At 36.2% G+C, this 13,527-nt stretch carries 13 protein-coding genes; 3 read left to right on the plus strand and 10 right to left on the minus strand.

Annotated elements, in window-relative coordinates; translation table 11 throughout:
- Position 1: 1 nt before the first annotated feature.
- Genes PWU04_RS02725 through PWU04_RS02745 form a run of 5 tightly spaced genes read right to left on the minus strand, consistent with a single transcriptional unit; the run spans position 2 to position 4,701 of the window.
- Complete coding sequence (locus tag PWU04_RS02725; protein ID WP_274474276.1) at positions 2 to 517, minus strand: DUF4440 domain-containing protein; 516 nt, start codon at positions 515 to 517, stop codon at positions 2 to 4.
- Between the two features lie 30 nt (positions 518 to 547).
- Positions 548 to 1,204: an alpha/beta hydrolase gene (locus PWU04_RS02730; protein WP_274474277.1), complete on the minus strand. Its 657-nt coding sequence runs from the start codon at positions 1,202 to 1,204 to the stop codon at positions 548 to 550.
- Entirely contained in the window at positions 1,204 to 1,530 is a 327-nt protein-coding gene (locus PWU04_RS02735) for a DUF4870 domain-containing protein (RefSeq protein WP_274474278.1), read from the minus strand. The genes PWU04_RS02730 and PWU04_RS02735 overlap by 1 nt, the downstream gene beginning before the upstream one ends.
- A 1-nt stretch (position 1,531) precedes the next feature.
- Positions 1,532 to 2,788 (minus strand): dihydroorotase, encoded by a 1,257-nt coding sequence (locus tag PWU04_RS02740; RefSeq protein ID WP_274474279.1) that lies wholly within the window; start codon positions 2,786 to 2,788, stop codon positions 1,532 to 1,534.
- Entirely contained in the window at positions 2,785 to 4,701 is a 1,917-nt protein-coding gene (locus PWU04_RS02745) for a BatA domain-containing protein (protein WP_274474280.1), read from the minus strand. The genes PWU04_RS02740 and PWU04_RS02745 overlap by 4 nt, the downstream gene beginning before the upstream one ends.
- A gap of 172 nt (positions 4,702 to 4,873) precedes the next feature.
- On the opposite strand from PWU04_RS02745, the gene PWU04_RS02750 reads away from it, so the two are divergent.
- Positions 4,874 to 6,760 (plus strand): M61 family metallopeptidase, encoded by a 1,887-nt coding sequence (locus PWU04_RS02750; RefSeq protein WP_274474281.1) that lies wholly within the window; start codon positions 4,874 to 4,876, stop codon positions 6,758 to 6,760.
- A gap of 69 nt (positions 6,761 to 6,829) precedes the next feature.
- Here the strand turns inward: PWU04_RS02750 and PWU04_RS02755 are convergent, their stop codons facing one another.
- The 3 genes from PWU04_RS02755 to PWU04_RS02765 are packed head-to-tail and all read right to left on the minus strand — an operon-like array spanning position 6,830 to position 9,821.
- Complete coding sequence (locus PWU04_RS02755) at positions 6,830 to 8,317, minus strand: S10 family peptidase (protein ID WP_274474282.1); 1,488 nt, start codon at positions 8,315 to 8,317, stop codon at positions 6,830 to 6,832.
- Between the two features lie 40 nt (positions 8,318 to 8,357).
- The gene (locus PWU04_RS02760) at positions 8,358 to 9,140 is read right to left on the minus strand and encodes a TIGR02757 family protein (protein ID WP_274474283.1); all 783 of its coding nucleotides are present in this window, start codon (positions 9,138 to 9,140) and stop codon (positions 8,358 to 8,360) included.
- Positions 9,141 to 9,143: 3 nt separating this feature from the next.
- On the minus strand, positions 9,144 to 9,821 hold the full coding sequence (locus tag PWU04_RS02765) for an ABC transporter ATP-binding protein (protein WP_274474284.1): 678 nt from the start codon (positions 9,819 to 9,821) through the stop codon (positions 9,144 to 9,146).
- Between the two features lie 185 nt (positions 9,822 to 10,006).
- On the opposite strand from PWU04_RS02765, the gene folE reads away from it, so the two are divergent.
- Together folE and PWU04_RS02775 are read left to right on the plus strand one after the other, a co-directional pair.
- A complete protein-coding gene (folE, locus tag PWU04_RS02770) occupies positions 10,007 to 10,603 on the plus strand; it encodes a GTP cyclohydrolase I FolE (protein ID WP_274474285.1) in 597 nt (198 codons plus the stop codon).
- Positions 10,604 to 10,636: 33 nt separating this feature from the next.
- Complete coding sequence (locus PWU04_RS02775; RefSeq protein ID WP_274474286.1) at positions 10,637 to 10,933, plus strand: hypothetical protein; 297 nt, start codon at positions 10,637 to 10,639, stop codon at positions 10,931 to 10,933.
- Positions 10,934 to 10,944: 11 nt separating this feature from the next.
- On the opposite strand, the gene PWU04_RS02780 is transcribed toward PWU04_RS02775, so the two are convergent.
- Positions 10,945 to 13,176: a TonB-dependent receptor gene (locus PWU04_RS02780; RefSeq protein WP_274474287.1), complete on the minus strand. Its 2,232-nt coding sequence runs from the start codon at positions 13,174 to 13,176 to the stop codon at positions 10,945 to 10,947.
- 56 nt (positions 13,177 to 13,232) lie between these two features.
- Positions 13,233 to 13,511: a hypothetical protein gene (locus PWU04_RS02785; RefSeq protein ID WP_274474288.1), complete on the minus strand. Its 279-nt coding sequence runs from the start codon at positions 13,509 to 13,511 to the stop codon at positions 13,233 to 13,235.
- Positions 13,512 to 13,527: the final 16 nt, after the last annotated feature.

Genomic DNA, 13,527 nt, shown 5'->3' on the forward strand with positions numbered 1-13,527 from the left:
TTTAAAATTTTGAAAACTCCTTCAAGCCATGACCTTCCAGAAAAGAGTCTTCATTAGCGCTGTTGTTTTCACTGGAATCGTAGTCCACTAATATTTTCCAAATCTGATTTTTCTTGACTAAAATAACGTGAAACTGGCCGTAATAGCTTTTCTCTTCTGATGTATTAGGGTTACGGGTAAGTTTGTAAATACCGCGCTCTGATGCTCGGTTGGTATTGCAAACACGTTCAATAAAACGAAACTGAATGCTTTGTTTTATAGCTCTAGATTGCCATTTGGTTTTATAAGCTTTAAAATATTCTTCGGCATTTCTGATAGATTTATTGTCTCCAGAAACACGAATTAAATTTTGACTATGAATGCTTTTAAACGCTTCTAAGTCAAGTTTTTCAAAGGCATTAGAAAACGTATTCCAAACTTGTGTGTTTATTTCCTGAAAACATTTTTGACTATCTTGGGCAAATAGCGATATTGATAATAAAAGCCCTACCCAAAGAAACACTTGTTTAATAGTCATAATACCTTTTTGTATAAAGGTATAGAATATTTAAATGTGTTTAATTAACCAGTTTTTAAACTCGTAAAAGTTTTGAGGAGCAACACCATGACCAACAGGAAATTCACTATACTGGTGGTTAATTCCCAATGCTTTTAAAAAAGGTGCAGATTTTCTAGCCCATTCAACAGGGATAACCTGATCTACATTTCCATGTGAGCAGTAGAAATTCAAGTGTTTGTATTTATTAGGGTTTAAATCCTTAGGTAGTAATTCAGGATTGATATAACCACTTAAAGCAACTACATTTTTTACTTTCTCAGGGTAGGTTAATGCAACTGCATAACTTAAAATAGTACCTTGGCTAAAGCCTAAAAGCGTTACGTTGTTTTTATCAACGGGATATGCTTCAACTGCCTCATCAATAAATTGCCTAATAATATCGCGTGATTCTTTAGCCTGTTCGTCGTCACTCCATTTTCCGTTAACGGCATCGAAATTAATCGCGTACCAGGCATTACCGTAAGGTTGTAGTGCATGTGGTGCTTTAACCGAAAGAATATATAGTTCCTCAGGCAATTCTGAAGCAAACGAAAACAAATCGTTTTCGTCACTTCCATACCCATGAAACATGATTAATAAAGGGGCATTTTCTTTTAATTTAGAAGGACGAACTAGGTGTTCTAAGCATAAATGGGTACTCTGCATTACATCACATTTTTAAACCATTCTTGAAACTTATCGCCAATAACAGGAATAGGCTTATATTCTCCTTTAATGGCATGAAAAATTCCATAAACCCAGCAAACAAAGGTTACTGCCCAAAGTGCTGTCCCAATCCAACTTCCAATGAATTTTTCGGTAATGTTTGAAACAATCAGCATAAGGATTAATCCTAACATTTGCCTGATATGGAAAGAGGTAAATGGGTTACGCTTTTCTAAATTCATAATTACGGAAATAATTAATCCAATGAATGTTAGGTAGCTTACTACCGCCCAAGTTTTTCCTTCTTTTACAGTATAATCGTCCATTTTATTCGTTAATGGTTATTCCTTTTTTTGTGATAATTCCGTAGGCTTTTCCTTTTAATGAAGTGCTTTCAAAAATAGCATTCTTGGAAGCTGAGTTAATTAGGTCTCGAGTGAATGTATATTTGCCGTTAGGATTAAACAAAGTTAAGTCGGCTGTGTTTCCAATTTTAATAGAATGCGACTCAACACCAAAACGTTTTTTTCCTGAGGTTAGCAATTCAACAGCCTTTTTCATAGATACAAGACTATTTAATGCTCCAAAAGCACTCTCTAATCCGATGGTGCCATAAGAAGCATGATCAAATTCAACATTTTTATGTTCAATATCCAACGGATCGTGGTCTGATGTAACCATGTCTATGGTACCATCTTTTAAACCATCCAATAAAGCATCGATATCTTCTTGAGTTCTTAAAGGAGGCATTACCTTAAAGTTGGTGTTGAAATCTGATAGACTTTCATCTGTAAATACTAAGTTGTGAATGGCAACGCTACAACTTACATCAAGTCCTTTAGCTTTTGCTTCACGAATCAATTCAACAGATTTTGCTGTAGAAATGGTTGGGATATGAAGTTTTCCACCTGCATATTCCAATAAAAATAAATCGCGGGCTACTTGTAATTCCTCTGCTAACGCAGGGATTCCCTTTAATCCCAATTTTGTGCTCGCAACGTGTTCGTGCATAACACCTTTTGCTGAGATTTTTTTCTCATATGGGAATGAACATACCAAACCATCAAAATTGCTAGCATACTGTAATGCAATTTTAAGAAGGTTAGGATTATCTATTGGCTTTTTATAATCATAGAACGCAATAGCACCTGCATTTTGCATATCATAAAGTTCGGCCAAATCAACAACCTCACTGTTTCTTGTTAAGGCTCCAATAGGCAAAAGGGTAGTAGCATGACCATTGGCTTTTGATAGGACAAAAGTAATATCAGAACTGGTATCCATTACCGGATTGCTATTTGCGTTAACGGCCACGGTTGTAAAACCAGAGATAGCGGCTGTATTCAAACCATTTGCTATGGTTTCACGCTCTTCGTAACCAGGTTCTCCAAAGCTTACGCTACTATCAAACCAACCTTGGGAAACATGGAGGTTCTCCAAAGCTACTTCTTTGTAGTTGTTTGGATTGGCAATAGAATTGGCTATTATGGTGATTTTTCCGTTTTCAATTAAAATATCCTGAGTGCTATTGTGAAAATCACTCGATACATCAATAATTGTAGCAGATTTTAAAAGTACGTTCATTTAAGGTGTTTTAAGATAAGCATTTCAATGATTAAGAACGCTAGTGCAAAAATAACAAACCATTTCCATAGCATGTTTATGTTTGCGTCACTTTTTATGTCCAAAAACAGCTCTTCCAGAGAATCGTGAAATGTTGCAGTATCAAGACTTGAGACATTTTGGTAGCTTAAATCACTTTCACTTCTATTGTAATTGTAGCTGACGTATTTAATGACATTTTTTTTGTCTTTAATGCCATAGATAGCAGCTGTTGAAGGTGTTTCGGTTGTTGTAATCGTTACCTTGTTTTGATATAATTGCTGTTGTGGAATAATGTTTTCTGTAGCAGATGATAAAGTTAAAATGTCGTCCTGTTTTAGGTTAATGTCAATATCATAAACATTGTTTCGACCAATGGTGTTGTATAGTTCTGGTATGGCCAAACTTTGTTTGGCAATGGCGTAAAGCGTGATGACAAGATCAGATTGTGTTAGGTTAGAATTGTCTTTGTTTAAAGCAGAGGAGAACAAAAAGCATTTACCGCTTTGAGCTAAAAATGGTTGGTTGTTCTCAAGTGACAATAGATTTGTAGCTCCAGTTGATGAAACCCTGTAATAACCATTGGTTTTAGGGTATTGGAAATTGTTGACTTTGTTGTCGAAGACTCCAGTATATACAGGATGTGAAAAATTAATCTTGGTGATTTTTCGTTCTCCTGATGAATATTCGTTTAAAGTAAATCGGTAAGCCGATAAAAAGCTATTGTAACTACTCAAATCCGCATCAGATGAAGGGATTACAATCAATGAGCCTCCGTTATTGGTAAACGATTGTAAGGCTGTATTCAATGACATAGGGACATTTTCAGCTTCATTAAGTATGATTAGATTTTGTTGATCAATTGTATTATAATCCAATTTGTTTGTTCCGAAAGATGTGTAGATAAACTCGTCTTTGGAGAACATACGCTTAAGGTAACTATCATCATTATTGTTTATTGAAAGCACTTTTATTTTTGAAGGCTTATTGATATTGAAAAATAAGCTGTTATCAAAATTTAGATCAGGCGTATCAATTCTAATTTCTCCATTTATGGGCTGGCCTTCTGGTAATGTGAAAATTGCAGTAGCTGAAGAAAGATCTGCTGAGGTTTTTGCAATTAAAGTATCATTCTTAAACAGGGAAACCGGAATGTTTTCAGGTAGAGGTCCGTTATGTTTTAAAGTAGTTGTTATTTCAATGTTTGAGCCGTCACGTTTTGAAATGTATAGGCTGTCCAAAGCAATATTTTTAGCCTTTTCAGGCTCGAGTTGAACGATGTTAAGATCAAGCATCGAATCTTTTTCAGGAGTGAAAACAACTTCTTTCTGTTGAAAATCGGATATAAAAATAAAGCGTTTTAAGCTACTCGGATCGTCACTAAAGTAAGACTTTCCCTTTATTAGTGCGGCATCGTAATTCAGCTGATTGGCAGAATAGTTAAGATCTAATAAATCATTTTTCAATGCTTTTACAGAACTATTTCTAAAAATTATATCGTTTGTAAATAACGTAATGGCTTCTTCAATATCGGCTTGCTCCAAAATGTCCTGAACAGCACGTTTTAGCAATTCGCCTTTTTTACCTTTAGCCTGCATGCTAAATGAATTGTCCAGATATATAACTGTTTCGGTAGTTTTGTTGAAGCCAGTGGTTTTGGATGTAAACGGCTGAGCAAATGCCAAAATAATGCAAGCCAACAGAAGCAATCGGGTAATTAAAGTAAGCCACTTTTTAAGCTGGGAACTTTTCCGGGTTTGCAGTGTAACCTGTTTAAGGAATTCTACATTGGTAAAAGCTTCTTTTTTAAAGCGTCTTAGTTGGAATAAATGAACAATAATGGGAATTACCAGTAGGACTAAGGCGTAAAGAAGTTCAGGGTATTTAAACTGCATTCGTGTAAAGCGTTTGTCAAATATAACAATTGCTTTTAGAATTTATCCGAGCAAATTACGATTTACTGATTAAATTAGACGTAAGAATTATTTTAACAAAAGCTTAAGTTTAGTCTTTGTAACAAGCCTATCTTTAAGGCGTCAACTAAACATGATAAAAAACTAAAACAAAATGAAGAGAATACTTATTACAGGGGTACTTGCAGCCATGATCCTTTCTAGTTGTGGTTCTAGTAAAATATCCGATAGCGAATTAGCTACTAATACTCCTATTTCTGCATCTATTGATTTAACTAAGGTTAAGAATGACCAGGTTCCGGTAACAATCAATCCTGGTCGATTTACACAAGATCAGGTAACATATAGATTACCAAAAGTGGTTCAAGGAACTTATTCAGTAAGTGACTTCGGTAGTTTTGTTGGTGGTTTTGAAGCCTTCGATTATAAAGGTAATACGATGGCAGTAAATAAAACCGACAAAAACACTTGGGTGATTGAAAATGCAAAGGATTTAGATAAAATAATATATTGGGTTAACGATACATATGATATTGAGCAAGCTGGAAAACAGCCTACCCCTTTTTCGCCATCGGGAACCAATATCCAGCCTGATAATTATGTGTTAAACCTTCACGGTTTTGTGGGATATTTTGACAGTTTGAAAAACAACCAATATAAATTGGATGTTACTGCTGACGCAAACTTTAACAGAACATCGGCTTTGCCAGTAACCAATACAACCGTCTCGCAAGATGGTAGCGCTAAAACAAGTAGTTATTTTGCATCAAGATATTTTGAGATTACCGATAACCCAATGATGTATGGAACATTGGATGTTGAAGAATTTAAAGTTGGCGATATAAATATAGTTCTTAGTGTGTTCTCTCCAAACAAGGTACATTCTGCAGCAAAGATTAAAGAGACAATGTACAAGATGATGAAGGCTCAAAAAACGTTTTTGGGAGAGATCAATAGTACTAAACGTTACGATATTTACTTGTATTTATCTGAAGAAGGTGCTGATGAGCCTACTGGTTTTGGAGCATTGGAACACCACACATCTACGGTAGTTGTGTTGCCAGAATCTATGTCTGATGAAGCCTTGGCTGAAAGCATGATTGATGTAGTGTCTCACGAGTTTTTCCACATTGTAACACCTCTGTCTGTACATTCTGAAGATGTTCATTATTTTGATTACAATGACCCTACATTCTCAAAACATCTTTGGATGTACGAAGGGGTAACCGAGTATTTTGCAACCTTATTCCAAGTAAATCAAGCATTAGTGAGCAATCAGGATTTTTACGACAAGATTATGGGTAAAATCCAAACCGCTGCCCGGATGGACGATACCATGAGTTTTACTGTAATGAGTGAAAATATTTTGGAAGAACCTTATGCAAGTAACTACTATAATGTTTATCAAAAAGGGGCGTTAATCGGGATGTGTATTGATATCATTTTACGTGAAGAGAGTAACGGGCAACGAGGAATTTTATGGTTGATGAAAGAGCTTTCTAAAAAATATGGTAAGGATCATCCGTTTAATGATGATGCAATTATGGATGAAATCGCATCAATGACATATCCGTCAATTAGAGAGTTTTTTGATATTCATGTTATTGGTACCACTCCAATTGACTATAACAAATATTTTAAAAAAGTAGGCTTGATGGTTAAGGAAGGTAAAGTAGAGACTAATTATATACAAGGTAACGGAGCTTTAGTTGTAGGTGTAAACCCTGAAAATGGAACAGTTATTTTTAATGATTCTGTTCTTAACAACAGTTTTTGGAAAGAAGCTGGTGCTATGCCAAATGATGTCATTAAGGAAATAAATGGGCAAGCGGTAACTTTACAGACTGCAAATCAAATTTTTCAAGGCGTATTTGCATGGGAGCCAGGCAAGCATGTTAAAGTTGTATTAGATCGTAATGGAGAAGTCGTTATGATCGATACAGATTTAACTACAGCTTATTCTCAAGGTGAGAAGTTGCAGGAAAACCCGGAAGCTACTCCAGAGCAATTGGCTTTACGTAAAGTATGGATTAAGGGATAATCCAATTTTAATGATAAATAAAAAAGCGGGCATTAGCTCGCTTTTTTTGTTTCAGTATAATAGTTTCAATTAGTATTTCGCAGCTTTTCCATTTGTTAGTGAGCCTAGAATAAACTCTCTTAAATCGTTGGTGGCTGTTTTTAGGTCATCATGTCTTAAATACATCATATGTCCACTTCTGTAACCTTTAAACGAAAGGCGGTCTTTCATTTTTCCACTGGGGTCTAGTTGCCACATAGTGTATTTTGCATTAAAATAAGTTGTTGCACCATCATAGTAGCCCGATTGAAACATAACCTTTAAATAAGGGTTTTGAGCCATAGCCAATCTTAAATTTTCCCGAGTATTGTCGTTGTTTCTGTCCCATGGGTGTACATCTCCAAACATATTGTACTTAACATCGGTATTGAATTTTAGTTGGGTTTTTATGTAGTAATTGATTGCTGGTGTAAATGAGTGCAGCCACGAACTTAGTTCGGCATTATAGCTTGGTGAATCCCCGGCTTCTGTTTTATCAAGGCCTAAATATCTCGAATCCAATCGGCCGATAGTATATCCGTTTTTGTTACGTAACAATTCTTTCCAGAAGTAGGATGTTGGAACACTTAGATTGTGCTGAATGATAACCTCTTTGTCTATTCCGCTATAATAAGCCATTTTAGTGGCGACTTCCTGTTTTTTATCTTCAGAGATAAAACCACCTTTGGCCAATGCTGGTACAAGGTGCTGTAGCGTGTAGTTTTCAACTTCAGGTAAAATTTCCAATAAATCCAGTTGTTGAAGTTGGTTTGGCAAAGACTTTTGATACCATGCAGCAGCAGTAAAATAAGGAAGGTTTAAAGCACTGGAAATTGCACCATCTTGATAGAGGACTTTGTAATCTGCTGGCGATACTAAAATCACGCCGTTAAGATACATCCATTGGTTGTTTTGTAATTCATGGGCAAGTCCCATAACTCTTGTGCCTCCATAGCTTTCGCCAATAAGATATTTTGGGGATTCCCAACGGTTATTGCGGCTAACAAAAGTGTTTAACCATTCTGCCAAGTATTTAATGTCGGCATTAATTCCGAAGAACTTTTTTCGTTCAGGGTATTTGCCTTCCTTGTTTTTTATCATTCTTGAATACCCCGTGTTAACAGGGTTGATATAAACAATATCGGCAACATCCAAAATAGAGTATGGATTATCTTTAATACCATAAGGCTGAACAGGGTAACCTTCCTCGTCTATATTTAAAATCTTAGGTCCTGTATAGGCTATATGCATCCAAACCGAAGCAGAACCAGGGCCTCCGTTAAATGAAAAGACCAGAGGGCGTGAACTACCGTTTTTTACATTGTCGCGTTTGTAATAGGTATAGAATAGGGTAGCTATGGGCGTACCATCTTTATCCCAAACGGGTTGCGTTCCAGTAGTTGCAGTATAGGCAACACTTTGTCCGTTAATTGTAGATTGATGGTTGGTTACAACTGTTGTATCTTTTGGGATTTGTCTGTTTTGTGCAAAAATAGAAACCGACAGAAATGTAAAAAGGTATAAGATAGTTTGTTTCATCATAAAAGGGTTGATAAAACGAAGATACAGAAAACTTTTACTAAAACCCTTCGAATACTCCCAATCCAAATAGGGCAAAATCGTATTTTACAGGATCTTTAGCATCCATTAATCTGAGGGAATCGTCCAATTCCTTTAAGGCTTTGGCATCGTTTTGTTTTCTTTTTAACAAGCCTAGTTTACGAGCGACATTGCCGGAGTGAACATCAAGAGGGCAGGAGAGTTGTGATGGTGAAAGATTGTCCCAAATTCCAAAATCCACGCCGGTTTTATCATTTCGTACCATCCACCTTAAAAACATGTTGATACGTTTTGCAGCCGATTTGTTAAGGGGATCGCTAATATGTTTTTTGGATCGTTCTAAATGATTAATCTCAAAAAAGTACTGTTTTAATTTATGTATTGCCGTTTGAAGTGAATCAGATTCAGCATGCTTTTTAAAAATTCCTTCCAGACCATCATGGGCACTGTAAATATGTTTTAAGCTTTTTACAAATTGGGTTAAATCCTGTCCGTTAAACGTTCTGTGTACAAAACCGTTTAGGTTATCCAATTGTTCTGGAGTATGGCTCATAACGAAATCGTAAGGGGTGTTTCCCAACAATTCCATCATTTTATCGGCATTTTTAATGATCATCTTCCTGTTTCCCCAAGCGATGGTTGCCGTTAAAAATCCAGCGATCTCAATGTCTTCTTTTATGCTGAATCGGTGTGGGATTTGAATAGGGTCACTCTCAATGAAACTAGGGTTATTGTACTCGATAACTTTTTCGTCGAGGAAATCCTTTAATTCGGTTTTAGAAAGAAAATCAAATTTAGCCAAAACTTAAATGGTCACTTCGTGGTTTACAATGTTTCCATCTACCATTACCAATTTTCTGTCGGCAAGGTTTGCCAGCTCTTCATTATGTGTAACAATAACAAAGGTTTGCCCAAACTCATCTCGTAGTTTAAAGAACAGGTTGTGCAGGTTCTCGGCAGATTCACTGTCGAGGTTTCCAGAAGGTTCATCAGCAAAAATAAGTTCCGGATTATTTATTAACGCTCTAGCCACAGCCACACGCTGCTGCTCTCCTCCGGATAACTGATTAGGCTTATGGTCATGTCGATGGGATAGCCCAAGGAAGTCCAATAGTTCTTTGGCTCTCTTTTCGGCTTCTGCTACAGATGTTCCTTTGATAAACGCTGGTATACACACATTTTCCAATGCTGTAAACTCAGGAAGAAGTTGATGAAACTGGAAAATAAAACCAATATGTTCGTTTCTAAATTTTGCCAGCCCTTTTTCGTTCAGGGCATTAATATCGTGACCGTTAATTAGAATTTGACTGGCTTCTCTTTTCGACGGTTTGTCCAAGGTGCTTAATATCTGCAATAAGGTAGTTTTACCAGCTCCAGATGCTCCGACAATCGAAACGATTTCCCCTTTTTTAATATTGAGATCAACACCCTTTAAAACATGGAGTTTGTCAAAATACTTGTGAATGTTCTTAGCTTGAATCATATTGGAATTTTCAAGGCCTAAAATACTACTTTGTGGAATTTTGACCAACCTTTAAGGTGTTAATTGGTATTCAGCCTTCTTTGAAAACAATTGTTGGTAGAATGTTACGCTGATTTACTGAAAGAAAACCCTTCAACCGCTATTTTTTACTTAATTTTAAAAGGATAAATGTAAATCGAGAGCTTATGTCCTATAGAAATTTTGAAGAGTACAATATCGAAATAACCGAAGGGGTTAAAGCGCGATATAAAAAGATTATAAAAGATATTGGGGAGGATCCAGATAGAGAAGGGTTATTGAAAACTCCCGAACGCGCTGCTAAGGCCATGCAGTTTTTAACCCAAGGCTATAATCAAGATGCAGGTGATATTCTTAAAAGCGCCATGTTTAAGGAATCGTACAATGAAATGGTAATAGTTAAGAATATTGAACTCTATTCGCTTTGTGAACACCATATGTTACCCTTTTTTGGAAAGGCTCATGTGGCTTATATTCCCAATGGAAATATTGTTGGGTTAAGTAAAATTCCAAAAATTGTAGATGTGTTTGCTCGTCGTTTGCAAGTTCAGGAGCGATTAACAGAACAAATATTAGACTCCTTGAACAATGCTTTGAAACCACAGGGTGTTGCCGTTGTAATTGAAGCGGCTCATATGTGTATGATGATGCGCGGTGTACAAAAGCAAAATTCGGTAACTACCACTTCTGGTTTCAGGGGGCAGTTTAAGGAGATTGAAACACGAAATGAGTTTCTTAAGTTAATCAGTGAGGATTTATCGTAGATAATTAATTTTTGGTTCAGCCGTTTAAACAATATGGGTAAATACAAAAAGTTAGCTTTAAGCATCGTTCTGGATGCAATAGGATATTTTAGTTATGCAATACCGGGAATAGGAGAAATGGCCGATTTGGTATGGGCACCAGCTTCTGCTTGGATCATGATACGAATGTATAGGGGAAATAAAGGAAAAGTTGCAGCCGTAGTGTCCTTTGTTGAAGAGGCTTTACCAGGGTTGGATATCGTTCCAACGTTTACGTTAATGTGGCTTTATACTTATGTTTTTACAAAAACGAAAAGTGAAACAAAACAAAAACAAAAAAGCGCTCATTGAGCGCTTTTTTGTTAGAGTTCGTATTTTATTCCGAGGCTAATATTTCTTCCCATATTATAAATACCATCGGTTTTTAATCTGGAAAGGTGGTTGATGTATTTTTTATCCATGATATTTGTAGCAACTACTGTAAGTGATAGATCTTTCTTAAATAGTTTTAAATTCCCACCAAGTCCGGCACTTAAAAGGTTATACCCATCAGTAGAGGTCTCAAAATCACTGACATTATTTTGTTCAAAGGTTGATTGAAGTTTTACAAAAGCATACTTTGTATAACCTGAATCGTTATTGAATTCTACCCTTAAAGTGTTTTTTAAAGTGTTAGCAGGAATTAATGGCAAGTAGCCGCTATTTTGTTTTCCTGTTACGGTTTCAAAACTACTTTCAACATGCAGCCAATCTAATGGGTGAGGGTGAAAATGCAAACCAAATTCTCCACCATATAATGATGCATCGTTTTGCTGATATACATAAACGGGGTCGTTATCTATGAACTCACCATTGGGTTGTAGATAGATATAGTTGCTAACCAAATTATAAAATCCGTTAACGAAAATTTCCCAGTGATCGTTCTTAAACTCTAAATCAAAATCGGTTTGGAAGTTTTGTTCATAATCAAGGTCTTGGTTTCCAACTTCGTATCGGTTAGCTCCAAAGTGATTCCCGTCAGAAGCAAGTTCAGCTAAGTTAGGAGCTCTAAATCCAGTTGCCAAATTAAGTCGGACAGTAATGTAGTCACTTAAGTTTGTTTTCGCTCCGGCAGCACCATTAAAACTGTTATAGGACTTATTGAAGTCATCGGTATCGATTGTTCTATTATCGAAACGAGCCCCTAATTGAACGTCCATTTTTTCAAAGTGAATGTGTGAGGTTGCTAATATGCCAAAGTCATTGGTTCTTGCATCAGGAATTAAAAGTTCTTCACCGTAATTGGTGTTGGTTTGATCCATTCCTTGCACTCCGACTATGGTTTCAAATTTTCCTAATTCTGGTAAATGATATTTTAAATCGTAGTTAAACGTTTTTAACTTCATATAAAGAGAAGCTTCATCGGTGTTTTCGTCATCTTCTTCGTGTTCATGCTCATCTTCATCCATACCTTCATGTTCGTGATCTTCATTATGATGGTGTTCTTCAAATTCCTTTCTATCATTGTAAGTATAACCTAGATTGATGTCCAGTTTAGAATTTTCAAAGAAAGCCGTAGATTTTGAACTGAAAATATGGTTGTTAATTTGTTGATAAGGCAATAGTGGGGTTACTTTTGTAGATTGTATCCCTATTTCCTCAGGAATACCTAAGTCAGAACTGTTGAGGTTATATCTAAATTCTGTTTTAAAATTGGCGCTTTGATAGCCTATTCCGGTCTTAAGGTCGTATTCCTTAAATCGTGTATTAGTAACTCTATAGTCAGGAGTTTTATAATCGGCTTGCTGAGCATAACTTCCACGTAAAAGGAACTTATATTTTTCACTAGAGGTTTTAACCCCGGCATTTGTACTAAATCCTTGGGTATTGGAAAAGTAATTGGTATTTACATCGCCTTGGGTGGTATTACTATCTGCAAAACGTTCAGGATTTAAGTAGAGAACACCTCCAAGGGCATCGCTTCCGTAAAGCAGGGAGGCAGGTCCTTTTATAACTTCTACACTTTCTATCCCAGCATCGCTAACACCCAAGCCGTGTTCGCCACCCCATTGTTGGTTTTCAAGACGTACACCTTGTGCGTAAACTAGAACTCTATTAGTACTTAATCCTCGGATTACAGGTTTGCCAATACCAGCACCTGTGGTAATAGAAGAAACCCCCACAATATTGGTAATACCTTCAGCAAGCGTAGAAGCGCCTTGAGCTTTTAGGTTAGAGACTTTTTCCTGCTCCACTTTCATCACGTTTTCACTTTGTAGTTTGTGAAAAGGGGTGGAGACAATAACCTCTTTCATTTCTACAGCAGATACTGTCATTTGAATAAACAGTTGTTCCTCTGTAGGGAACGTAATCGATTTGGACAGTGTTTCAAATCCTATGTAGGAAAATAGAATGTCGTACGAACCTGTTGGAAGATTCTTTATGGTAAAGTTACCATTATCGTCTGTAGTGGTGCCTTTTTCAAGTTGAGGCAAATAAATACTAACAAACTCTAGTGGATTATTTTGATCATCAGTGACTGTTCCGCTAAGTTTGTGTTGAGCGGATACTGATTGTAATACCAATAGTAGCATTACATTTATAAAAATTCTCATGTGTAAATGATTGATTTAAAAATGTTTTAATAATTTTTTAAAAAATAAACAAAATGTTAAATCAATTGGGGAGGTCCCCTTAAAGGAAACGGTAAGCGTTGATAATCACTAATAAAATGATATGCACTTAATATAGTTTGATGGTTTTCTGTTTTCGGAGTAAGAATTACAATTAGCTCATCTAAAGTAAACGGCTTTTTTACTTTAAACTTGTAAAACTTACATTCAAAGTCGGTTTTATGGAGGTGAGTAGTTTGCTCACCATGGCAAACTTCATGATTATGATGGGAAAAAGCATGGAGTAATTTTACACCACTAGGTAGCAGTATAGACAAAGCTAAAAGCAATGTT

Origin of the sequence: Mangrovimonas aestuarii (assembly GCF_028767185.1) — a bacterium.
GTDB lineage: Bacteria > Bacteroidota > Bacteroidia > Flavobacteriales > Flavobacteriaceae > Mangrovimonas_B > Mangrovimonas_B aestuarii.

Bases quoted from the DNA above. Each gene is read 5' to 3' on its own strand.
- PWU04_RS02740 (WP_274474279.1), bottom strand. From the start codon at position 2,788: ATGAACGTACTTTTAAAATCTGCTACAATTATTGATGTATCGAGTGAT.
- PWU04_RS02780 (WP_274474287.1), bottom strand. From the start codon at position 13,176: ATGAGAATTTTTATAAATGTAATGCTACTATTGGTATTACAATCAGTA.
- PWU04_RS02765 (WP_274474284.1), bottom strand. From the start codon at position 9,821: ATGATTCAAGCTAAGAACATTCACAAGTATTTTGACAAACTCCATGTT.
- PWU04_RS02775 (WP_274474286.1), top strand. From the start codon at position 10,637: ATGGGTAAATACAAAAAGTTAGCTTTAAGCATCGTTCTGGATGCAATA.
- PWU04_RS02755 (WP_274474282.1), bottom strand. From the start codon at position 8,317: ATGAAACAAACTATCTTATACCTTTTTACATTTCTGTCGGTTTCTATT.
- folE (WP_274474285.1), top strand. From the start codon at position 10,007: ATGTCCTATAGAAATTTTGAAGAGTACAATATCGAAATAACCGAAGGG.
- PWU04_RS02735 (WP_274474278.1), bottom strand. From the start codon at position 1,530: ATGGACGATTATACTGTAAAAGAAGGAAAAACTTGGGCGGTAGTAAGC.
- PWU04_RS02730 (WP_274474277.1), bottom strand. From the start codon at position 1,204: ATGCAGAGTACCCATTTATGCTTAGAACACCTAGTTCGTCCTTCTAAA.
- PWU04_RS02725 (WP_274474276.1), bottom strand. From the start codon at position 517: ATGACTATTAAACAAGTGTTTCTTTGGGTAGGGCTTTTATTATCAATA.
- PWU04_RS02745 (WP_274474280.1), bottom strand. From the start codon at position 4,701: ATGCAGTTTAAATACCCTGAACTTCTTTACGCCTTAGTCCTACTGGTA.
- PWU04_RS02750 (WP_274474281.1), top strand. From the start codon at position 4,874: ATGAAGAGAATACTTATTACAGGGGTACTTGCAGCCATGATCCTTTCT.